Here is a 21,449-nt window from a genome sequence, read left to right as displayed (position 1 = left end):
GGCATTAGAGGCCAGCAGGGGTCCGGATTCGCGGCGACCTTCACTTCTGCGAGCGAAATCGTGTCCCAGAAGTCGACAAATCCACGAAGTCGGAGCTACGAGGGTTCGTTTCAGGGCTTGGTGGAGCCCGAGGAGCCAGCGGAGTCCCCGATCGTGCTGACCCAGTCCACGGCGTCGCCGCCCCAGGTCCAGACCTGGTCCCACCAGCCCCGGCCGGTACCGATCCACTCCTGAAGCGGGGTCAGTTCCCAGACCAGCCAGCCGGCGACGAAGAACACCAGGATCAGCACCAGGCAGCCCTTGAGGCAGCCGAGGCCGGGGATCCGCACCGGGTTGGCGCTGCGGCGGCGCGGCTCGCGCGGCTCCCGGGGGGCCGGCCGCTGCTGCGGCGGGGGCTGCGGGGGCTGCTGCTGCGGCTGGCGGTACTGGGGCTGCTGCGGCGGAGGCTGCTGCTGGTACGGCTGGGGCTGGTGCTGCTGCGGCTGGTAGTGCTGCGGCGGCGGGGGCGGCGCGTACTGCTGCTGGGGCGGCGGCTGCGGCGGGCGGTACTGCGGCTGCTGGGGCTGCTGGTACTGCTGCTGCGGGGGCGGCGGGCCCTGCCGGTACTGCGGCGGCTGCTGGGGCTGCTGCGGCTGCTGGGGCCGGTGCTGCGGCGGCGGGGGCGCCTGCCGCTGCGGGCGGCGGCGCAGGGGGTCCTCGTTCGGGTCGAGGTACTGGATCTGGGTCTGCTCGTTGCGGTCGCGGGCGGCCTGCATCTGCGACTGCCACGGGTGCGGCGAGTCGGGCCGCTGCACCGGGGGCATCACCGAGGTCGGGTCGGCCCCGGGGCCCGCGGCCCCTCCCGGCCGGGGGGACCCCATGGGCAGCACCGAGGTGGCGTCGGCCGCGCCGACCGGCGGCATGACGCTCGTCATGGCGTTCGGGTCGTACGCGCCCGCGTCGGGGGTCTCGGGGACCGGAGCCGGCGAGGGGTCGGGCGCGAGCAGCGCACCCACGCCGAGCGCGGCCTCCACCTCGGCGGCCGAGGAGTGCACGCCGATGCCGGAGGCCACCACGCGCAGCCCGCGGGCCAGGCTCTCGGCGCTGGGGCGCTCGTTCGGCTCCTTGCGCAGGCAGCGCTCGATGACCGTCCACAGCGGCTCGGGCACGGTCGAGGGCCGCTGCGGGTCCTCGCTGAGGTGGCGGTGGAGCACTTCGAGCGCGGTGCCACCGGCGAACGGCGGGCGGCCGGTGAGCAGCTCGTACAGCAGGATGCCGGCGCCGTAGATGTCGACGGCGGAGGTCTGCGGGCGGCCCTCGGCGGACTCGGGCGCGACGTAGGCCGGGGTGCCGACGAACTCGTGGGTGCGGGTCAGGCCCGGGGAGTCGGCGAGGCGGGCGATGCCGAAGTCGGTGAGCATCGGCTTCATCTGTCCGCCGCGCTCGTCGAGCAGCACGTTGGCCGGCTTCAGGTCGCGGTGGACCACTCCGTCGGCGTGGCTGGCGGCGAGGGCGTCGGCGATCTGCGCGGTCAGCAGGCTCGCGGCGACGGGCGTGAAGGGGCCGTTCTCGCGCAGGTACCGGTGCAGGTCCGGGCCGTCGATCAGGTCCATGACCAGGGCCAGCAGATCGCCCTCGACGACGAGGTCGCGGGTGCGCACGATGTTGGGGTGGGTCAGGCGCAGCAGGACCGAGCGCTCCCGCAGGAAGCGCATGACGATGTCGGGATCCTGGGCCAGCTCCTCCTTGAGGACCTTGATGGCCACGGTCTCGCCGGGCTGTCCCGCGACGGCCGCCTCCGCGCCGGCGGCCTCCCTCTGGCGGGCACGCCAGACAGTGCCCGTGGCGCCGCGCCCGAGCGGCTCCTCGAGCAGGTACTTGCTGCCGACTGGCCGCACGTCTCGCGCTCCCCTGCTGTCGTCGGATGTGGTCGATCCGCTGATTGGTTTTCGGCCCACTCTAGGGGGTGTCCCCCTGGAAGACGCCGGTCCCCGGAGGTTGGTTGCCGCACATATGTACGGAGGGTGATGTTTGCGGGGTATGCCGGAGGCGATTTTCCCCGTCTTCTGCCGCCTTGCTGTCCGGATCCGATCGGGGTCCGACCCGGGTCCCGAAACATCAAGATCATTTATTGCCAGGTGCCGGGCGTGTTGTCCGTGACAGGTGCGAGGATGCACCTGTACGGACGGCACGGGACGGGAGCCCCGCCTTCCGGGCAGACCTGACCGGACGACGCGTCCGTGCCGGGTGGGGGGCGACCGGGCGGTCATGTCACGGGATTCCCCTGCCGGGCGCACACACCGCGCACCGCGCAGAAGGGACCGCTGACGGCGATGCAGATCCGGCTGACCGTCCTTGGGTCGCGCAGCGGCCACCAGACCGCGACCGCCCCCGCGAGCTGTGACGTACTCGTCACCGCCCCCGTCGGCACCGCGCTGGCCGCGGTCGCCTCCGGGCTCGCGGCGACCGTCGGCGGGCCCGACACCGGGGGCACGGTCGTGCTGTACGCCGGCTCCGAGCGCCTCGACCTCCAGCGGCGGGTGCTGGGCGAGCCGCCGCTCGTGGACGGCGCGGTACTGGCGCTGCACGGGCCCGTGCCGGACGTCCTGCCCGAGGACGGCCTCGGCGCGGCCCAGCTGCACGTCGTCGCCGGACCCGACGCGGGCGGGGTGCACCTGCTGCACAGCGGGCAGATCCGGGTGGGCCGCTCCGCCGACGCCGACGTCCCCCTCGACGACCCCGATGTCTCCCGGCTGCACTGCGCGGTCACGGTCATCCCCGACGGTCGGGTCGCGGTGGCCGACCTGAACTCGACGAACGGCACCACGCTGGACGGCGCCCCGGTGGGGGCGCAGCCCGTCGCCCTGCCCCCGGGCGCGCTGCTGCGGGTCGGCGAGTCCACCCTGCGGCTGGCCCCCGCGGGCGCTCCCGCGCTGTCGGTGACCCCGGACCTCCAGGGCCACCTGTCGGTCGCCGCCCGGCCCGTCACCGCCCTCCCGCTGCCCGGCCCGCTCCCCGGGGCGGATCCGGCCGCGCCCGGACCCGATCCGGACGCGCCCGAGGTCCCCGACGCCCCGGGCGTCCCGAGCATCCCCGGCACCTCCCGCGAAGCCGGGTCGCAGAGCGCAGCACCACCGAGCCCGAGCTCCGGCGCGGGCCCCGGGCGGCGCAAGGGCCTCGGCGCCTGGGCGCGCAAGTGGGTGCGCGGCGAGGAGCCCGCCGAGGCCCCGCAGGAGCCGGTGGCCGTCGCACCCCACCCCGACGATCCCGCCGCGGTGCTGCTGGCCGCGATGGGCCCCACCGAGCGCCTGTGGTCCCGTACGCCCGGGCATCCCGCCGTACTGGACGTGGGGCTCGGAGCCGGGAGCCGGGTGTCCCTGCCCGCCGTCGGCGCCCTCGGGCTGGCCGGCCCTCGGGCCCGACTGGCCGGGGCGGCCCGCTGGGTCGTCGCGCAACTGGCGGCACTGCACGCGCCGGGGCAGTTGGAGATCGTGCTCGTCTCCGCCGACCGGGCGCGCGGCCTCGCCGACCGGCGGCGCGACTGGGGCTGGCTCGGCTGGCTGCCCCACGTACGGCCCGCGCACGGCCAGGACTGCCGGCTCCTGCTCGCGTACGACCGCGACCAGGCCGCCGCCCGCACGGGTGAGCTGACCCGGCGCCTCGACGAGGGGCCGCTCGGCGTGCACTGGTCCGCCGCCGACGCCGGACAGGTCCGGCGGGCCGCCGCCGTGTACGAGGGCCCGCACACGCTCCTCGTCCTCGACGGCGATCCCGGAGCCGGGCCGCTGCGCGACGTCACCGGCCGGCTCGCCTCGCACGGGCCGGCCGCCGGGATCCACGTGCTCGTGCTCGCCGAGGCCCCGGCCGCCACCCCCGCCTCGCCGGTCGAAGAGACGTACGAGGCCGCCTGCGCGAACTCCCCCGCCTTCCGGGACTGCGGCGCGGTCGCCCTGCTCAGCGGCGACGTGGCCACGGCCGTACGCACCTTCACGATCAGCGGCGGCAGGCCGGTCCCGTCGGGGGGCACCGCCACCGCCGACTCCGTCTCCGCCGCCTGGGCCGAGCGCTTCGCCCGGGCCCTGGCCCCGCTGCGCACCGCAGAGGGGGGCGGCTCCGCCGAGCCCTACCGGGCGGCCGCGGCCGCCCTGCCCGCCACCGCGCGGCTGCTGGACGAGCTGGGACTGGCCCGGGCCACCCCGGCCTCCCTGATGGCGCGGTGGGCCGCCGCCACCGACCAGGGGCAGGGCATGGGCGGCCTGGCCGAGATCGTGCTGGGCAGCGGCCGCCGCGGCCCCGTCGGCACCGAACTCGTCCACGACGGCCCGCACCTGCTCGTCGAAGGGCCCGCCGGGAGCGGACGGACCGAGCTGCTGCGCTCGGTGGCCGCGTCGCTGTCCGCGGCCGCCCGGCCCGACCGGCTCGGGCTGCTCCTCCTCGACGGGGCCGGCGGCGAGCGCGGCGACGGGCTGCTGCCCTGCACCGAACTCCCGCACGTCTGCGCCCACCTGGTCGCCTCCGATCCGCTGCGCATGCGGGAGTTCGCGCAGGCGCTGGGCGCGGAGCTCAAGCGCCGCTCCGAACTGCTGGAGGACTTGTCCTTCGCCGAGTGGCACGCGCAGCGCGAAGTGTCCGACCGCATGGTCGCGCCGCGCCGGCCCGCCCCCGGCGAGCAGCGCGGCGACCTCGACCCCCAGCGCACCGGCACGCTGCGGCTGCGGGCCTCGACCACCCGTACCGATCCGCCCGGGCCCAGCCCGCTGCCCCGCCTGGTGGTGCTCGTGGACGACCTCGACGCGCTGGTCGCGCCGGGGCTGGGCAGTACGGGCCGCCCCGCCGCGGGCTCGGTGGTCCGGGCCCTGGAAGCGGTGGCCCGCGAGGGCGCCCGGCTCGGCGTGCACCTGGTGGCCGCCAGCGCCCACCCGGACCGTACGGCGGACACCGGGCCGGCCCGGCTGGTCACCCTGCGCGTGGAGCTCGACGCCCCCGACCAGCCGGGCCCGGGGCGCGGCCTACTCCGTTTCGGCGACGGCCGGACGGTCCCGTTCCAGGCGGGCCGGGTCACCGGCCGGATCCCCCGGACGGCGACCCAGCGGCCGACCGTGGTCCCGGTGGAGTGGGAGCGGATGGGCGATCCGCCGGCCCGCCGCCCGGTGCGTGAGCTGGGCAACGGGCCCACCGACCTCGCACTGCTGGCCAGCGCCCTGGACCGGGCCTCGCACCTGGTCTCGGCGATACCCGTGCTGTTCCCGCCCGCGCCCTGACACGCGGCCGCGCCCCCGCGAGGCGCTATTGCGGGGGCGCACGGCTCGGCGTAGACCTTGTGGTCCAGGACACATCACGGGCATCGGGGGCGAACCATGCGCAGGCACGGAACGAGCCGTACGACACTCACCTGGACGGCGCTCGCCGCGGCGGCCGCCCTCGTGCTCTCTGCATGCGGGGACGGCGGGACGGACGAACCGCAGGGTCCCGAGGGCAGCACGGCCGCACCCCGGGTGCAGTTACCGAAGCTGCCCGGCGAGAAGCTGGAGGTCGCCGCGGTCTGGACGGGCCCGGAGCAGGAGAACTTCACCAAGGTCCTGAAGGAGTTCGAGAAGCGGACGGGTGCCTCCGTCACCTTCGTCCCGGCCCAGGACCCGATCGTCACCTTCCTCGGCGCGAAGATCGCGGGTGGTGCGCCGCCGGACGTGGCGCTGCTCCCGCAGGTCGGGGCGCTGAAGGCGGCCGTGGAGAACAAGTGGGTGCAACCGCTGGGCCCGGAGGCCGCCGCCCAGCTGAACGCGAACTACTCGAAGGGCTGGCGGACGCTCGGCGCCGTCGGGGGCACCCAGTACGGCGTGTACTACAAGGCTGCCAACAAGTCGCTGATCTGGTACAACGCGAAGGCCTTCGAGGCGGCGGGGGTCAAGCCCCCGAAGACCTGGAAGGAACTGATCAGCGCGGCCGACACGCTGTCCGCGTCCGGCACCCCGGCCGTTTCGGTGGCGGGTGCGGACGGCTGGACCCTCACCGACTGGTTCGAGAACATCTACCTCTCCCAGGCCGGGCCGGAGAAGTACGACCAGCTGGCCAAGCACCAGATCAAGTGGACGGACGACAGCGTCAAGCAGGCGCTGACCACGCTCGGCGAGCTGTTCGGCCGCAAGGACTTCCTGGCCGGCGGGCCGAGCGGGGCGCTGTCCACGGAGTTCCCGAAGTCGGTGACGCAGACCTTCACCGGCGGCGACCGGCCGGCGGCCGCGATGGTCTTCGAGGGCGACTTCGTGGCGGTGAACATCGCGCAGACGCAGGCGAAGGTGGGCGAGGACGCCCTCGTCTTCCCCTTCCCGGCGGTCGGCGAGAAGGCTCCGGTGGTCTCGGGAGGCGACGTGGCGGTCGCCCTGAAGCCGTCGAAGGGGGCGCAGGCGCTGCTGACCTTCCTGGCGTCGCCGGACGCGGCGGAGATCCACGCCCGGCAGGGCGGCTTCGTCTCCCCGAACAAGGCGGTGGACCCGGGCGCCTATCCGAACGCCATCCAGCGGGACATCGCCAAGGCGCTGATCGCCGCGGGCGACGACTTCCGCTTCGACATGTCGGACCAGGCCCCGGCGGCCTTCGGCGGGACCCCGGGCGCGGGTGAGTGGAAGGCGCTCCAGGACTTCCTGGCGAACCCGTCGGACGTGGCGGGCACCCAGGCGAAACTGGAGGCGGACGCGGCCAAGGCCTACGGGAACTGATCCCGTGCCGGCCCCTGCCGCGAAGGGCGTCGCGTCCAAGGGCGTCGTCTCCGCGGAGGCCAGGCGCCGCCGGCTGATCGCGGCGGCGTTCCTCCTCCCGGCGCTCGTGCTGCTCGGTGCGCTCGTCGTGCACCCGATCGGCTACTCCCTCTACCGCAGCCTCTTCGACCGTTCCGGCGACACCTTCGTCGGCGGCGACAACTACCGGCAGATCCTGAGCGACGACACGATCCGCACCGCCCTGAAGAACACGGCGCTCTGGGTGGTGTTCGCCCCGGCCACGGCCACCGCCCTCGGCCTGATCTTCGCGGTCCTCACCGAACGGGTCCGCTGGGGAACGGCGTTCAAGCTGCTGGTGTTCATGCCGATGGCGATCTCGATGCTGGCCGCGGGCATCATCTTCCGGCTCGTCTACGACCACGATCCCGACCGCGGGGTCGCCAACGCGGTCTGGGTCGGGGTCCACGACACCTTCGCGGCGTCCTCGGCCTTCCCCAAGGCCCGCCCGGGCCGGGACTCGCCGCTCGCGGACGCCGGCGGGGGCGCCTTCATCACCCGCGACCCCGTCCGCGCGGGTACCCCGGTGCTGCTCCCGCTGGTCGGTGTGGCCCCGGAGGCGCTGCCGGAGGGGACCCGTACCGCAGGCAGGTCGGACGCCGTGCCGGGGAAGGTCACCGGCACCGTCTGGCAGGACTTCACCCGGGGCGGGGGCGGGTCGACGAACGCGGTCGACCCGACCGAGCAGGGCTACGCCGGGATGCGGATCGAGGCGGTCAAGGACGGCCGGGTGGTCGATACGGCGACGGCCGGCGCCGACGGCACCTTCACCCTGTCCGCGAAGGCCGACGGGGCCCTGCTGCGGCTGCCCGCGGCCAACTTCCGGGAGGCGTACGCGGGGGTGGAGTGGCTCGGCCCGGCGCTCGTCACCCCGGCGGTCATCGGGGCGTACGTATGGATGTGGGCCGGTTTCGCGATGGTGCTGATCGGGGCCGGGCTGGCCGCCGTACCGCGTGAGCTGCTGGAGGCGGCGCGCGTGGACGGGGCGAACGAGTGGCAGGTGTTCCGGCGGATCACCGTCCCGCTGCTGGCGCCCGTCCTGGTGGTCGTGCTCGTCACCCTCGTCATCAACGTCATGAAGATCTTCGACCTGGTCTTCGTGATCGCCCCGGGTGCGGTCCAGGACGACGCGAACGTGCTCGCGCTCCAGCTGTACCGGACCTCGTTCGGCACGGACGCCGATCCGGGGCTGGGCAGCGCGATCGCGGTGTTGCTGCTGGTGCTGGTGATCCCAGTGATGCTCGTGAACATCCGTCGGCTGCGCAAGGAGGGGTCCCGATGAGCCGTTCCGACGCGACGCCGGACCCGACGGCGGTGGAGCCGGCGGCCGCCGGACCCGCGTACGCCAGGCCCTCGCACTCCTCGCACTCCGCGCCCGCGCCCGCGCCCGCCAAGCCCTCGTACGCCGCCCTCGTCTCCACCAAGCTCGCCTCGGGCGCGCTGCGCGTCTTCCTGGTCGTGGCGGCGCTCTTCTGGCTGCTGCCCACGCTCGGGCTGCTGCTCTCCTCGTTCGTCTCCCCCACCGACCTCAACGGCGGCGGCTGGTGGCAGGTGTTCACCGCGCCCTCGCGGCTGACGGCCGACAACTACGAGCGGCTGCTGGCGAACGACACCATCACCGGCTCGCTCCTGAACACGTTCGCGATCGCCGTGCCGGCCACCCTGCTGGTCCTGGTCCTGGGCTCGCTCGCCGGATACGCCTTCGCCTGGCTGGAGTTCCCCGGCCGGGACTGGCTGTTCCTCCTCGTCGTCGGACTGCTCGTGGTCCCCGTCCAGGTGGCGCTGATCCCCGTCTCCGAACTCTTCGGCTCCATCGGGCTGTTCGAGACCACGGCGGGCGTGGTCCTCTTCCACACCGCCTTCGGGCTGCCCTTCGCCGTGTTCCTGCTGCGCAACTTCTTCGCGGAGATCCCGCGCGAGCTGCTGGAGGCGGCCCGTCTCGACGGGGCGGGTGAACTGCGGCTGTTCGCACGGGTGGTGCTGCCGCTCGGCGGTCCTGCGATCGCCTCGCTCGGCATCTTCCAGTTCCTGTGGGTGTGGAACGACATGCTGGTGGCGCTGGTGTTCGCGGACTCGGCCAACCCGCCGGTCACGGTCGCGCTCCAGCAGCAGGTACGGCAGTTCGGGAACAACATCGACGTGCTCGCGCCCGGCGCGTTCCTGTCGATGGCGGTCCCGCTCGTCGTCTTCTTCGCCTTCCAGCGGCAGTTCGTCTCGGGGGTGATGGCCGGAGCGATCAAGTAGCCCGTCCCCCGCACGGCGCCCGACGTGCTCCGTTGGCACTGCGCAACCCGAATGCCACACACCGCGTAACCCGATCGCCACACCAGGGGTTCCTGGGCCATATGCCCGAGCCGACCCCTGGATGTGCCGTGCCCCGGTTCAGCGTCATCGTGCCCGCGTACAAGGTCCAGGCCTACCTCCAGGAGGGTCTGGACTCGGTACTGACGCAGTCGCACTCGGACCTGGAACTGATCGCGGTCGACGACGCCTCCCCGGATGCCTGTGGTTCGATCATCGACGAGTACGCGGCCCGTGACCCCCGGGTGACGGCCGTCCACCTCGCGCACAACCTGGGCCCGGGGCCGGCCCGCAACGCGGGCCTGGCCCGGGCGAGCGGCGACTACCTGGTCTTCCTCGACGGCGACGACATCCTCGCCCCCGGCGCCCTGCAGGCCATCACCGACCGGCTGAAGGCCACCGGCTCCCCCGACGTCCTGGTCTACGACCACGCGCGCGCCCTGTGGTCGGGCCAACTCGTACCGGGCCGCCCCTCCCACCGGCCGTCCGAGGAGGGCCCGGCCAGCTTCCGGCTCGCCGACCGCCCGGCCCTCCTCGGCATGCCGATGGCGGTCTGGAACAGGGCCTACCGCCGCGAGTACGTGGAGCGCGAGGGCCTCGCGTTCCCGCCCGGCTTCTACGCGGACGTCCCCTGGACCTACCCGGCCCTGCTGGCCGCGGAGTCCCTCGCCGTCCTGGACCGGGTGTGCGTCCACCACCGGCAGCGGCGCGCCGGTTCGATCCTGACCACCACCAGCCGCCGCCACCTCGACGTCTTCGACCAGTACGACCGGGTCTTCGGCTACCTCGCCGGCCGCCCCGAGCTGGAGCGCTGGCGCCCCGCCCTGCACCGCCGGATGGCCGAGCACTTCTGCGCCGTGTACGCGGATCCGCGCCGCCTCCCGCGCGCCGCCCGGACCGAGTTCTTCGCCCGGGCCTGCGTCCTGCTGCGCCGCTACCACGTCCCCGGCGGCAGCGGCGCCCTGCCGCTGCCCCTCTCCCGGACCGACCGGGTCCGGCACGCCCTGATGCGGCTGGGCACCCGGCGCACGTACCGGCTGCTGTCGGTGCTGCGGTCGGCCGGACTGGCGCTGGGACGCGCGGTCTCGGTCCTGCGCCGGGGCCTGCGGGAGTCCTCGTTGCGGCTGCACTACCGGATCCAGCGGCTGCTTCCGCTGCGCCCGGAGCTCGCGGTCTTCTCCGCATACTGGCACGGCGGCTACGCCTGCAACCCGGCGGCGATCGAGGCCACGCTGCGGGAGCTCGCGCCGCAGATGCGCACGGCGTGGATCTGCGACCCGGAGCACGCCCCGACCCTGCCCCGCGAGACGACGGCGCTGCGCCCCGGCTCGGCGGCGTACTGGACCGCCCTGGCCCGGGCCGGATACCTGGTCACGAACGTCAACTTCGACCGGGCCCTGGTCAAGCGTCCGGGCCAGGTCCTCGTCCAGACCCAGCACGGCACCCCGCTCAAGCGGGTGGGCCTCGACCTCCAGGACCGCCCGGCGGCCACCCCGACGACGGACTTCGCGGGACTGCTGCGCGGCGCCGACCAGTGGGACTACCTGCTCTCCTCGAACCGGCACTCCACCTTGGTGTGGGAGAAGGCCGTCCCGGCCTCCTACACGACGCTGGAGTACGGCTACCCGCGCAACGACGCCTTCCACCGGGCGACTCCGGCCCAGGTGCTGGAGCTGCGCGAACGCCTCGGCATCCCGGCGGGCTCGACGGCCGTCCTGTACGCGCCCACGCACCGCGACTACCGGCGCAGTCGGCCGGACCACCTGGACTTCGAGCGGGTGCTGCAGGACCTGGGCCCGCGCTTCACGATCCTGGCCCGCACCCACCTCACGTACGCGGACGTCCCGCCCTCCCGGGGCACGCACCCGCGCCTGATCGACGTCTCCTCCCACCCCTCGGTGGAGGAGCTCTGCCTGGCCTCGGACGCGCTGGTGACGGACTACTCGTCCCTGATGTTCGACTACGCGGTGCTGGACCGGCCGATCGTGATCCACGCGGACGACTGGGAGGCGTACGAGGCGGCCCGGGGCACCTACTTCGACCTGCGCTCGTGCCCGCCCGGCGCGATCGCCCGGACCGAGGACCAGCTGGTGGACATCTTCAGCACGGGCCACTGGCAGGGCTCGCGCTCCGCGCAGTTGCGGGCGGCCTTCCGCGCGCGCTTCTGCTCGTACGACGACGGCCATGCGGCGGAGCGGGTGGTGCGCCGGGTCTTCCTCGGGCAGACGGCCCCGATCCCGGCGGTCGTCCCCCTGGCGGACCGCCGCCCCACTCCCGCGGCTCCCGCGGCTCCCGCGGCTCCCGCACCCGCGCCGGCCCTGGCTCCCGTCCGGCCCTAGGCGCCGCTATTCGCCGGCGCCGGAGCTCGCCTTCAGGCCCGCCACCACCTGGTGGGCCAGGACGTCGAGGTGGCCGCCCGCCACCGCTTCCCGGACCACCACCTGGCGCCAGTAGAGCGGGCCGATCAGCAGGTCGAGGGCGTGGGCCGGGTCGATGCCCGCCGGGAGCTCGCCGCGGGCGACCGCGTCCGAGACGATCCCCTCCGCCATCCGCCGCTGTCCGTCGAGCAGTGCGCCGCGCACCGCGTCCGCGATCTCCGGGTTCCGCGCCGCCTCCACGAGCAGGTCGGGGATCACCGCGGAGGCCACCGGGTGCCGCAGCACGTGGGACATGACCTCCAGCAGCGCCCGTACGTCCCCGTACAGCGAGCCGGTCGCGGGCACCGGCAGGCCGTCCACCGCGAAGGCCCCCACCAGGTCCAGCACCAGGTGCAGCTTCGACTTCCACCGCCGGTAGACCGCGGTCTTGCCGACCCCCGCCCGCCGGGCGATGCCCTCGATGGACATCTTCGAGAAGCCGACCGCGGCCAGCTCCTCCACCACCGCGTCACGGATCGCCTCGGTCACGTCCGCGCGCAGGACGGCGGCCCCGGCGGGAGCTCTACGGGCGGGGGCGGAAGCGGCGGCGGGGTCCGGGGTCATGCAGAGAGCATAACCGCGCCCCCGTCACGACGATACGGTTGCGTTCCGACGCAGCACGCCCTAACCTCGCCGTAGCGACGATACGGACCCGTCCCGACCTCGGCAGTGACGTACTGACCCCGTCGAAAGCGAACCCTGTGACCACCGCGACCGCCTCCAAGACCGAGCCCGCCCCCTCCGCGGAACTCGCGCGCCTCGCCGCCGCCCACGGCCTCACCCTCAGCGGCGCCCGCCCCACGCTCCCCCGCTACATCGCGGAACTCTGGGACCGCCGCCACTTCGTGACCGCGTACGCGACCGCCCGCATGCAGGCCACGTACAGCACCGCCAAGCTCGGCCAGGTCTGGCACCTGGTGACCCCGCTCCTCAACGCGGCCGTCTACTACTTCATCTTCGGCATCGTGATGCAGGCCAGCCACGGCGTGCCGGACTACATCCCCTTCCTGATCACCGGCATCTTCGTCTGGGACTTCATCGGCAGCTCCATCAACGCCGGCACCCGCGCCGTCCACAGCAACCGCGGCCTGGTCCGCGCCCTGCACTTCCCCCGCGCCAGCCTGCCCATCTCCACCGTCGTCCAGCTCTTCCAGCAGCTGCTCGTCACCATGGGCGCCCTGGTCATCCTGCTGCTGGCCTTCGGCCAGCGGCCCGCCTGGTCCTGGTTCCTGGCCGTCCCGGCCCTGCTGCTGATGGCCGTCTTCGCCGCCGGCTGCGCGATGATCATGGCGCGCATCGGCAGCAAGAGCCCGGACGTCAGCCAGCTGATGCCCTTCGTCCTGCGCACCTGGATGTACTCCTCGGGCGTCATGTGGTCCATCGACCAGATGATCAGGTCGGGCCACCTGCCGCACCACTGGGTGCTGGTGCTGCTCAAGCTCAACCCCGCCGCCGTCTACATCGACCTGATGCGCTTCGCGCTGATCGACAGCTTCCAGGCGCACTCGCTCCCGCCCCACGCGTGGCCGCTCGCCATCGGCTGGGCCCTGGTCGCCGGCGTCGGCGGCTTCATCTGGTTCTGGAAGGCAGAAGAGGAGTACGGACGTGGCTGACACCGCGACGCAGACCGACACCCGGGTACCGACCGTCATCGCCGACGGGGTCCACGTCATCTACAAGGTGCACGGCGCCGGCGCCCGCAAGGGTGGAGCCACCGCGGCGCTCAGCCGGGTCTTCTCCCGCAAGGCGCCCCCCGGCATCAAGGAGGTGCACGCCGTCAAGGGCGTCACCTTCACCGCGTACAAGGGCGAGGCCATCGGCCTCATCGGCTCCAACGGTTCGGGCAAGTCCACCCTGCTGGCCGCCATCGCCGGCCTCCAGCCGGTGGCCCGCGGCCGGATCTACTCGCACGGCCAGCCGTCCCTGCTCGGCGTGAACGCCGCCCTGATGAACGACCTGACCGGCGAACGCAACGTCGTCCTCGGCGGTCTCGCGATGGGCATGTCCAAGCAGCAGATCCGCGAGCGCTACCAGGGCATCGTCGACTTCTCCGGCATCAACGAGAAGGGCGACTTCATCTCCCTGCCCATGCGGACGTACTCCTCCGGCATGGGCGCCCGACTGCGGTTCTCCATCGCCGCAGCCAAGGACCACGACGTCCTGATGATCGACGAGGCCCTGGCCACCGGCGACGCGGCCTTCCAGCGGCGCAGCCAGGCCCGCATCGAGGAACTCCGCGAGCACGCCGGCACCGTCTTCCTCGTCAGCCACGGCATCAACACGGTGCGCGAGACCTGCGACCGCGCGATCTGGCTGGAGGCCGGCGTGCTCCGCATGGACGGCCCCTCCTCCGAAGTCTGCGACGCCTACGAGGCCTTCACAGCGGGCCGCTGACCAGCCCCGCTCAGACCTGCGCCTCAAACGCCGGCGGGGCTGGAAGATCCAGCCCCGCCGGCGTTTGAGGCGCGGGGGTCCGGGGGCAGCGCCCCGCAACGGCGCCGCACCCGGAAGCGCACACCGGAAGCGACAACGGGCCGGGCCCGGGACCATGAAGGTCCCGGGCCGGGCCCGTTCGGCAAAGCCGACCGATCAGCTGTGCACGCGCAGCAGCGACCGCATCGTCCGCATCGCCACCGACAGGTTCGCCAGGTCGAAGTCGTCCGACCCCTGGATCTCGTCCAGAGTCGTCCGCGCCCGCCCGATGATGGCCGTGTTCTTCTCCTCCCACGCCTTGAAGCGCTCCTCGGGAGTCGAAGTGCCGTTGCCCACCGACAGCACGTCCGCGGTCAGCGCCGCGTGCGCCGCGAACAGGTCCTCGCGGATGGAGGCGCGGGCCATCGACTGCCAGCGGTCGGACCGCGGCAGCTCGATGATCCGGTCCATCAGCTGGGTGATGGCCAGACGGTCGGCGAGGTCGTAGTACACCTCGGCGACCTCCAGCGGATCCACACCCGTGCGGTCCGCGATCGCGACGATGTCCAGCGCCGGGAAGGCGGAGGAGAAGCCGGCCACCTTGGCGGCCAGTTCCTCGGGGACGCCCTCGCCCGTCAGCTCGTCGAGGATCGACTGGTACCACTCCAGGTCGGCGCCGCGCACCAGCTTCGGCAGCTCGGCCCAGACCTGGCCCACGCGCTCCTGGAAGAAGCCGATGGTCTCGGTGATCTGGAGCGGCTGCGGGCGGTTGTTCAGCAGCCAGCGGGTACCGCGCTCGACCAGGCGCCGCGAGTGCAGCCGCACCCGGGTCTGGACGTCGGCGGCGACCTTGTTGTCCAGCGCCTCCACCGCGTCCCACACGTCGGCCAGGCCGAAGATCTCGCGGGCCGCGAGCTGCGCGCGCACGATCTCCTCCGTGGAGGCCCCGCTCTCCTCGCGCAGACGGTGCAGGAAGGTCGAACCACCCGTGTTGACGGTGTCGTTGACCAGGATGGTGGTGATGATCTCCCGGCGCAGCGCGTGCGTGTCGATCTGCTCGGTGAGCCGCTCGGCCAGGGCGGCCGGGAAGTACGCGAAGAGCAGACGGCGCAGGTACGGGTCGTCCGGCAGCTCGGTGGCGATGAGCTCGTCCGCCACCGTGATCTTGGTGTAGGCGAACAGCACGGCCAGCTCCGGCTGGGTCAGGCCCTTGCCGCCGCCCAGCAGCTCGCGGATCTGCCGGTCGGTGGGCAGGAACTCCAGCGCCCGGTCGAGCAGCCCGTCGCGCTCCAGCCGCCGCATGTAGCGCTGCTGGGCGTGGAGCAGGCTCGGGGCCTGGGCCGCACCGTTGGCGAGCGCGACGTTCTGCGCGTAGTTGTTGCGCAGCACCAGGTGGCCGACCTCGTCGGTCATCTGGGCGAGCAGCTTGTTGCGCTGCTTGACCGTCATGTCGCCGTCGGTGACGACCGCGTTGAGCAGGATCTTGATGTTCACCTCGTGGTCGGAGGTGTCCACGCCCGCGCTGTTGTCGATGGCGTCGGTGTTGACCTTGCCGCCCTCGCCGCCCGCACCGGTGCGGGCGAACTCGATCCGGCCCAGCTGGGTCAGACCCAGGTTGCCGCCCTCGCCGATGACCTTGGCCCGCACGTCGGAGCCGTTGACGCGGATGGCGTCGTTGGCCTTGTCGCCGACGTCCGCGTGCGTCTCGGCGGTGGCCTTGACGTACGTACCGATGCCGCCGTTCCACAGCAGGTCCACGGGGGACTGCAGGATGGCCTTCATCAGGTCGGCCGGGGTCATCTTGGTGACGCCCGCCTCGATGCCGAGGGCCTCGCGGACCTGCGCGGTGATCGGGACGGCCTTCGCGGTACGCGGGTGGATGCCACCGCCCGCCGAGATCAGCGAGGTGTCGTAGTCGGCCCACGAGGAGCGCGGCAGCTCGAACAGGCGCCGGCGCTCGGCGTAGGAGGTGGCCGCGTCCGGGTTCGGGTCGATGAAGATGTGCCGGTGGTCGAAGGCGGCGACCAGGCGGATGTGCTCGGAGAGCAGCATGCCGTTGCCGAACACGTCGCCGGACATGTCACCGACGCCGACGACGGTGAAGTCCTCGGTCTGGGTGTCGTGGCCCAGCTCGCGGAAGTGCCGCTTGACGGACTCCCACGCGCCGCGGGCCGTGATGCCCATGCCCTTGTGGTCGTAGCCGGCCGAGCCGCCCGATGCGAAGGCGTCGCCGAGCCAGAAGCCGTAGGACTCCGCCACGCCGTTGGCGATGTCGGAGAAGGTCGCGGTGCCCTTGTCGGCGGCGACGACGAGGTAGGTGTCGTCCTCGTCGTGGCGGACCACGCCCTTCGGGGGCAGGACCTCGCCGGCGACCATGTTGTCGGTGATGTCGAGGAGTGCCGAGATGAAGATCTTGTACGAGGCGATGCCCTCGGCGAGCCAGGCGTCGCGGTCCACCGACGGGTCGGGGAGGTTCTTGGCGACGAAGCCGCCCTTGGCACCGACCGGCACGATCACGGTGTTCTTGACCATCTGCGCCTTGACCAGGCCGAGGATCTCCGTACGGAAGTCCTCGCGGCGGTCGGACCAGCGGAGGCCGCCTCGGGCGACCTTGCCGAAGCGCAGGTGGACGCCCTCGACGCGCGGGGAGTACACCCAGATCTCGAAGGCCGGACGCGGGGCCGGCAGGTCCGGGATGGCCTGCGGGTCGAACTTCATCGACACGTACGAGTGCTGCTCGCCCACGCCGTTGAGCTGGAAGAAGTTCGTGCGCAGGGTGGCCTTGATGAGGGTGAGGAAGGCCCGCAGGATGCGGTCCTCGTCGAGCGAGGCGACCTGGTCCAGGGCCCCGTCGAGCTCCTCCAGCATGGCGTCCACGAGCTCGCTGCCGGCGGTCTGGCGCACGGGCGCCATCCGGGCCTCGAAGAGCGAGACCAGCAGTCGGGTGGTGTGGACGTTGTTGCGGAGGGTGTCCTCCATGTAGTCCTGGCTGAAGGTGGAGCCGGCCTGGCGCAGGTACTTGGCGTACGCGCGCAGGACGACGGCCTGTCGCCAGGTGAGCCCGGCGCTCAGCACCAGGGCGTTGAAGTTGTCGTTCTCCGCGTCGCCCTGCCAGACCGCGGCGAAGGCGTCCTGGAAGCGCTCGCGGGCGTCGTCGCCGAGGTAGTTGTCCCCGTTGCCGGAGACGGGCATCCGCAGACCGAAGTCGTAGATCCAGGCGCTGACCCGGTCGGAGCGGCGCAGCTCGTACGGGCGCTCGTCGGTGACCTCGACGCCCAGGCGCTGCAGCACCGGCAGGACCGCGGAGAGCGAGACCTGGTCGCCGGTACGGAAGATCTTGAAGCGGCGCTCGCCGGGGCCCGCGCCGACGGGCTCGTAGAGCGAGAGCGCGAACTGGCGGTCGCTGGCGGCGAGCCGCTCCAGGTGGATCAGGTCGGCGACGGCCGCGCGCGGCGAGTGGTCGGCCTTGTAGCCCTCGGCGAAGGAGGTGCCGTAGCGGCGCAGCAGCTCGGCGGCGCGCTCCTCGCCGCACTCGGCGATCAGCGCTTCCTGGAAGCCGTCGGCCCAGGAGCGGGCGGCCTCGACGAGACGGCCCTCGATGCGCTCGACGTCGGAGTCGGTCAGCGCGGGCAGCTCGGTGCCCTGCGGGACGCGGACGACGAAGTGGATGCGGGAGAGGATCGACTCGGTGTTCCAGGCGGTGAAGTCGACGCTGATGCCGCCGAGCTCCTCGCGCAGGATGTCCATCAGGCGCAGCCGCACACCGGTGGTGAACCGGTCGCGGGGCAGGTAAACGAGCGCCGAGTAGTAGCGGCCGTACTCGTCCTGGCGCAGGTACAGCCGCAGCCGGCGGCGTTCCTGGAGGTACAGGACGGAGGTGACGATGGCCTGGAGCTGGTCGACCGGGGTCTGGAACAGCTCGTCGCGCGGGTACGTCTCCAGGATCTGCGTCAGGTCGCGGCCGTCGTGGCTGCTCGGCGCGAAGCCGGCGCCGGCGAGGACCTCCGCGACCTTGCGGCGGATGACCGGGACGCGGCGCACGGACTCGGTGTACGCGGCGGAGGAGAACAGGCCGAGGAAGCGGCGCTCGCCGACGACGTTGCCGTCGGCGTCGAACTTCTTGACGCCCACGTAGTCGAGGTACGAGGGGCGGTGCACGGTGGAGCGGCTGTTGGCCTTGGTCAGCACCAGCAGGCGGTGCTCGCGGGCCTTGGCGCGCGCGTCGGCGGGCAGCCGGTTGAAGGACGGCGAGACCGGGTGGCCGTCCTCCTTGCCGCTGTGGTGCGGGTCGGAGCGCAGGATGCCGAGGCCGGTACCGGGCACGGCGGACAGGGAGTCGCCGTCGACGAGGTTGTACTCGCGGTAGCCGAGGAAGGTGAAGTGGTCGTCGGCGAGCCAGCGCAGCAGCTCACGGGCCTCTTCGAGCTCGTACTCGCGCAGGTCGGGGGCGGTGGGCTCGGCCGGGAGGCCCTCCGCGATCCGCAGCGCGGCCTCGCGCATCTTCTCCCAGTCCTCGACGGACTCGCGTACGTCGGACAGGACGCGCTGGAGATCGGCGGTGATCTGCTTGAGATCGGCCTTGTCGGTCTCGCGGTCCATCTCGACGTGGATCCAGGACTCGACGAGGGAGTCGTGGGGACGCGCGGTGGCGGGGCCGTGGGCGTCGCAGTCGGGGCCGAGGATCTCGATCAGCTTGCCGGTGATGTCGCGGCGGACGACGACCTGCGGGTGGATCACGACGTGGATGCCGCGGCCCTGGCGGGACAGCTCGTTCGTCACGGAGTCCACGAGGAAGGGCATGTCGTCGGTGACGACCTCGACGACGGAGTGGCTGGAGGTCCAGCCGTTCTCCTCCACCGTGGGCGTGTGCACGCGCACGTTCGCGGTGCCCTGCGGCCGGTTCTCGGCGAGCCGGTAGTGCGAGAGCGCGGCTCCGAACACATCGACCGGGTCCCGGTCCGCGAGGTCCTCGGGCGCCGTGTGCAGGTAGTAGCGCTGGAGGTAGGAGAGAACGGTGTCCTGGTCTGGACGCTCTCCCCGCTCGGACCCAGTCGGAAGTAGCCCCCCGGCCGGGCTGTGCTCAGCTACCCGGGCCGCCCGTGCTAGCAGCTCGGCCTTTGCTTCGTCCAGCTTGGTCTGCATGTCCTCTGGCTCCTGTCGCGCGCCATTGCGTGACGTAGGTGAAGGAAGGAATGACATAGCGCCGCGAGGCGGGGTGTCCGTTCGGGATCGACGCTATGCCGTCGAGAGAGCCGACCGGGAGGGAATGAGCCATGATCGGCCGACGGTCCCGGGGGCGGGGATCAGCGAAGGCCCGGGCACGGTCGTGCGCCGGGCGCAGGCCGGAGGCTCCAGTGCCCCCGATGACTATCGCGCTGATCACGGGTACAAGGCTATCCCGACCTACCCCCAGGACGTCATTCGCTGCATCTGTACAAATCTTGGGGTAGAACTTTGACACTCTGGCCAGCGACGTGGCCGGCCGTCCGTGCAGCGGCCCGTGCAGTCCTTATCCGGCCAGCTCCCGAGCTGTCCGAACGGCCTCGGCCAGGCTGTCCACGACCGGCACTCCGGCTGATTCCAGACTGCGGCGGCTGTGCGAGCCGCCCGTGTAGAGAACCGCCCGGGCACCCACGTGGGCGGCCGCGAGGGCGTCGTCCACGGCGTCTCCGATGAGGACCGTACGGTCCGCCGTCACACCCGTCCCGTCCAGGGCGGCCAGGTGGCGTACGAGATGTCCCGCCTTGGAGGTGTGGGAGGGGCCGATCCGGCCGTCGACGCGCAGGAAGTGCTGGTCGATGCCGTGGGCCCGGACCAGGGGGACGAGCTTGTCGTGGGGTGCGAGGGACAGCAGGGACGCGGTGAGCCCGTCCACCTGCCAGTCCCGGAGCAACTCCCGGGCCCCCTCGGCCAGCCCGGCGTCTTCGGCGGCGGCCCAGTAGTGGCGGTGGAAGGTGTCGTCCATGACCAGCCACTCCGCCTCGGTGGGCATCCGTCCCATGAGGCGCTCGTAGAACTTCGGCACCGGCACGACGTACAGGTCTCGGTAGGTCTCCAGGCTGATCGGCGCGAAGCCGAGCTCGGCGAAGGAGGCGTTGGTCGCGGCTATGACCGCGTCGATGTCGTGGAGGAGCGTCCCGTTCCAGTCCCAGACGATGTGGTTCGGGCGGGTGGTGGCGGTAGCGGCGGCGGTCGTCCCGGTCACTTCAGCAGCCCCGGAATCTCCTGCAGGCCGAACCACAGCAGGTCGTGGTCCTCGGCCGCGTCCACGGTGCGCTGCGCGTCGGCGTCCCCGCCGTCGGCGGCCTCCAGGGCCCGTACGGCGGCGGCCACGTCCTCTTCGGCGTCATCGGCGTCCACGTGCACGGCGGCGGCCACGGCGAGCCGTACGGCGGCGGCGAGGGCCACCCGGCCGAGAGCGGCCTCGTCGTCCCCGGGGGTGGCGTCGGCCGCCTTGTCGTCGACGTCGAGGGCGACCACGACGCGCCGGCGCGGGGCGTCCGCGTCCGCGGCGACCAGCCGCAGGGAGGCGAGCGCGGCCCGGTTCAAGGCCGCGTACTCCAGCTCCTCGATGTCGTCCGAGACGTACCACTCGCGCAGACCGGGGGTGACGGCGTACGCCAGCAGCGGGGCGGGGCCCAGCTCACCCGCCCGGTGCACCTCGGCGAGCCCGGGGAGGGTCAGGGGGACGTACACGCGCATGGCCGGCTGCTTTCGGTAGTCGGAAACGCCCTCAGGATACGACTCGGACGCGGCCGGGCGGGTGAGGGACCCCGTCCCCCTTCGGGGTGCCGGACCGGGGGCCGCGCCCGTCCACCCGGGTACGCGCACGGGCGCCGCCCGGGGCGGGGGACCGGCCGCCGCCCACCCTGATAGGTGAAGCGGGCCGGCGGCCGGGACGGCCGCGGGCGTGGTTGCGGAGCGTGTTCGGCGGCCGTAGAAGATCCCCATCAAGTTACTGCCCGGTACCGCTCCGGGCCCGGCCTGTTCGGGGGAAGCACGCGATGGACACCACGATGCGCGCCACGATGACCGCCAACGACGGCAGCCGCCGACGGCCCGCGGGCCGGACCCGCACCCGGCCCGCGGGCCGCCGGGACCAGCGGCGCCCGGCCAGTCCCCCGCGCACCCTGCAGCTCGGCCCGCACCACTGGTTCGCCGAACGCCTCCTCGCGGTGGTCAGCGGCCTGCGCCCGGTCCACTCGCTCCTCGGCCACACCATCGGCCCCGCCTACCAGCAGCTGATCGCCCTGGCCCCCGCGGACCCCCTCCGCGACCGCCTGCGCCCGGTCGTCCGCCAGTGCGGCCGCTTCACCCCGGGCCCGGGGGTCATCGAGGCCTTCGCCCGCATCGCCACGGGCGACCGCCTCACCGCCATGGCCTTCCGCCTCGAACAGGGCCCGGACCTCCGCTGGCGCTGCGCCGCAGTAGAAATCCAGGGCCCCCGCCCCTGACCTTCAGCCTCGCCAGGGGTTGAGGCGCGGGGGTCCGGGGGCAACGCCCCCGGCAACGGCGCCGCAGCCGCAGCCGCACACAACGCGGCCGGGGCCGGACACCCCAGGTGTCC

13 protein-coding genes are annotated in these 21,449 nt (G+C 73.0%); 8 read left to right on the top strand and 5 right to left on the bottom strand.

Annotated elements, in window-relative coordinates; all coding sequences use genetic code 11:
• Positions 1–110: 110 nt before the first annotated feature.
• Entirely contained in the window at positions 111–1,877 is a 1,767-nt protein-coding gene (locus OG386_RS26780; RefSeq protein WP_328790238.1) for a serine/threonine-protein kinase, read from the bottom strand.
• A gap of 435 nt (positions 1,878–2,312) precedes the next feature.
• Here OG386_RS26780 and OG386_RS26775 point away from each other — a divergent pair, with 435 nt between their 5' ends.
• From OG386_RS26775 to OG386_RS26755, 5 genes are all read left to right on the top strand, one after another.
• Positions 2,313–5,240 carry an FHA domain-containing protein gene (locus tag OG386_RS26775; protein WP_328790237.1) on the top strand — a complete coding sequence of 976 codons (2,928 nt, stop codon included), beginning with the start codon at positions 2,313–2,315 and terminating at the stop codon, positions 5,238–5,240.
• 96 nt (positions 5,241–5,336) lie between these two features.
• Positions 5,337–6,695, top strand: coding sequence for an ABC transporter substrate-binding protein (locus tag OG386_RS26770; RefSeq protein ID WP_328790236.1), 1,359 nt, complete (start codon positions 5,337–5,339; stop codon positions 6,693–6,695).
• A 4-nt stretch (positions 6,696–6,699) separates the two neighbouring features.
• Positions 6,700–8,034: a carbohydrate ABC transporter permease gene (locus tag OG386_RS26765; RefSeq protein ID WP_443053201.1), complete on the top strand. Its 1,335-nt coding sequence runs from the start codon at positions 6,700–6,702 to the stop codon at positions 8,032–8,034.
• Complete coding sequence (locus OG386_RS26760; protein ID WP_328790235.1) at positions 8,031–8,996, top strand: carbohydrate ABC transporter permease; 966 nt, start codon at positions 8,031–8,033, stop codon at positions 8,994–8,996. The genes OG386_RS26765 and OG386_RS26760 overlap by 4 nt, the downstream gene beginning before the upstream one ends.
• 128 nt (positions 8,997–9,124) lie before the next feature.
• Positions 9,125–11,392, top strand: coding sequence for a bifunctional glycosyltransferase/CDP-glycerol:glycerophosphate glycerophosphotransferase (locus tag OG386_RS26755; protein ID WP_328790234.1), 2,268 nt, complete (start codon positions 9,125–9,127; stop codon positions 11,390–11,392).
• Positions 11,393–11,398: 6 nt separating this feature from the next.
• On the opposite strand, the gene OG386_RS26750 is transcribed toward OG386_RS26755, so the two are convergent.
• Positions 11,399–12,034, bottom strand: coding sequence for a TetR/AcrR family transcriptional regulator (locus tag OG386_RS26750; protein ID WP_328790233.1), 636 nt, complete (start codon positions 12,032–12,034; stop codon positions 11,399–11,401).
• Positions 12,035–12,171: 137 nt separating this feature from the next.
• Between OG386_RS26750 and OG386_RS26745 the strand changes: the two genes are divergently transcribed.
• Positions 12,172–13,083 (top strand): ABC transporter permease, encoded by a 912-nt coding sequence (locus tag OG386_RS26745; RefSeq protein ID WP_328790232.1) that lies wholly within the window; start codon positions 12,172–12,174, stop codon positions 13,081–13,083.
• Entirely contained in the window at positions 13,076–13,864 is a 789-nt protein-coding gene (locus OG386_RS26740; protein WP_266595898.1) for an ABC transporter ATP-binding protein, read from the top strand. Before OG386_RS26745 ends, OG386_RS26740 begins: the two co-directional genes overlap by 8 nt.
• A 195-nt stretch (positions 13,865–14,059) precedes the next feature.
• On the opposite strand, the gene OG386_RS26735 is transcribed toward OG386_RS26740, so the two are convergent.
• The 3 genes from OG386_RS26735 to OG386_RS26725 all read right to left on the bottom strand — a co-directional run bounded on the left by OG386_RS26735 (position 14,060) and on the right by OG386_RS26725 (position 20,584).
• Positions 14,060–19,024 (bottom strand): NAD-glutamate dehydrogenase, encoded by a 4,965-nt coding sequence (locus OG386_RS26735; RefSeq protein WP_328790231.1) that lies wholly within the window; start codon positions 19,022–19,024, stop codon positions 14,060–14,062.
• A gap of 367 nt (positions 19,025–19,391) precedes the next feature.
• The gene (locus OG386_RS26730; RefSeq protein ID WP_328790230.1) at positions 19,392–20,087 is read right to left on the bottom strand and encodes an HAD family hydrolase; all 696 of its coding nucleotides are present in this window, start codon (positions 20,085–20,087) and stop codon (positions 19,392–19,394) included.
• Positions 20,084–20,584 (bottom strand): DUF6912 family protein, encoded by a 501-nt coding sequence (locus OG386_RS26725; RefSeq protein ID WP_328790229.1) that lies wholly within the window; start codon positions 20,582–20,584, stop codon positions 20,084–20,086. Before OG386_RS26725 ends, OG386_RS26730 begins: the two co-directional genes overlap by 4 nt.
• 302 nt (positions 20,585–20,886) lie before the next feature.
• Here OG386_RS26725 and OG386_RS26720 point away from each other — a divergent pair, with 302 nt between their 5' ends.
• The gene (locus tag OG386_RS26720) at positions 20,887–21,336 is read left to right on the top strand and encodes an Rv3235 family protein (RefSeq protein ID WP_405787412.1); all 450 of its coding nucleotides are present in this window, start codon (positions 20,887–20,889) and stop codon (positions 21,334–21,336) included.
• Positions 21,337–21,449 lie beyond the last annotated feature (113 nt).

The sequence above is a fragment of the Streptomyces sp. NBC_00273 genome, from assembly GCF_036178145.1.
Taxonomy (GTDB): Bacteria; Actinomycetota; Actinomycetes; order Streptomycetales; family Streptomycetaceae; genus Streptomyces.
Note: the sequence above shows the minus strand (reverse complement) of the source record. Positions and strands in the feature narration are given on the sequence as shown.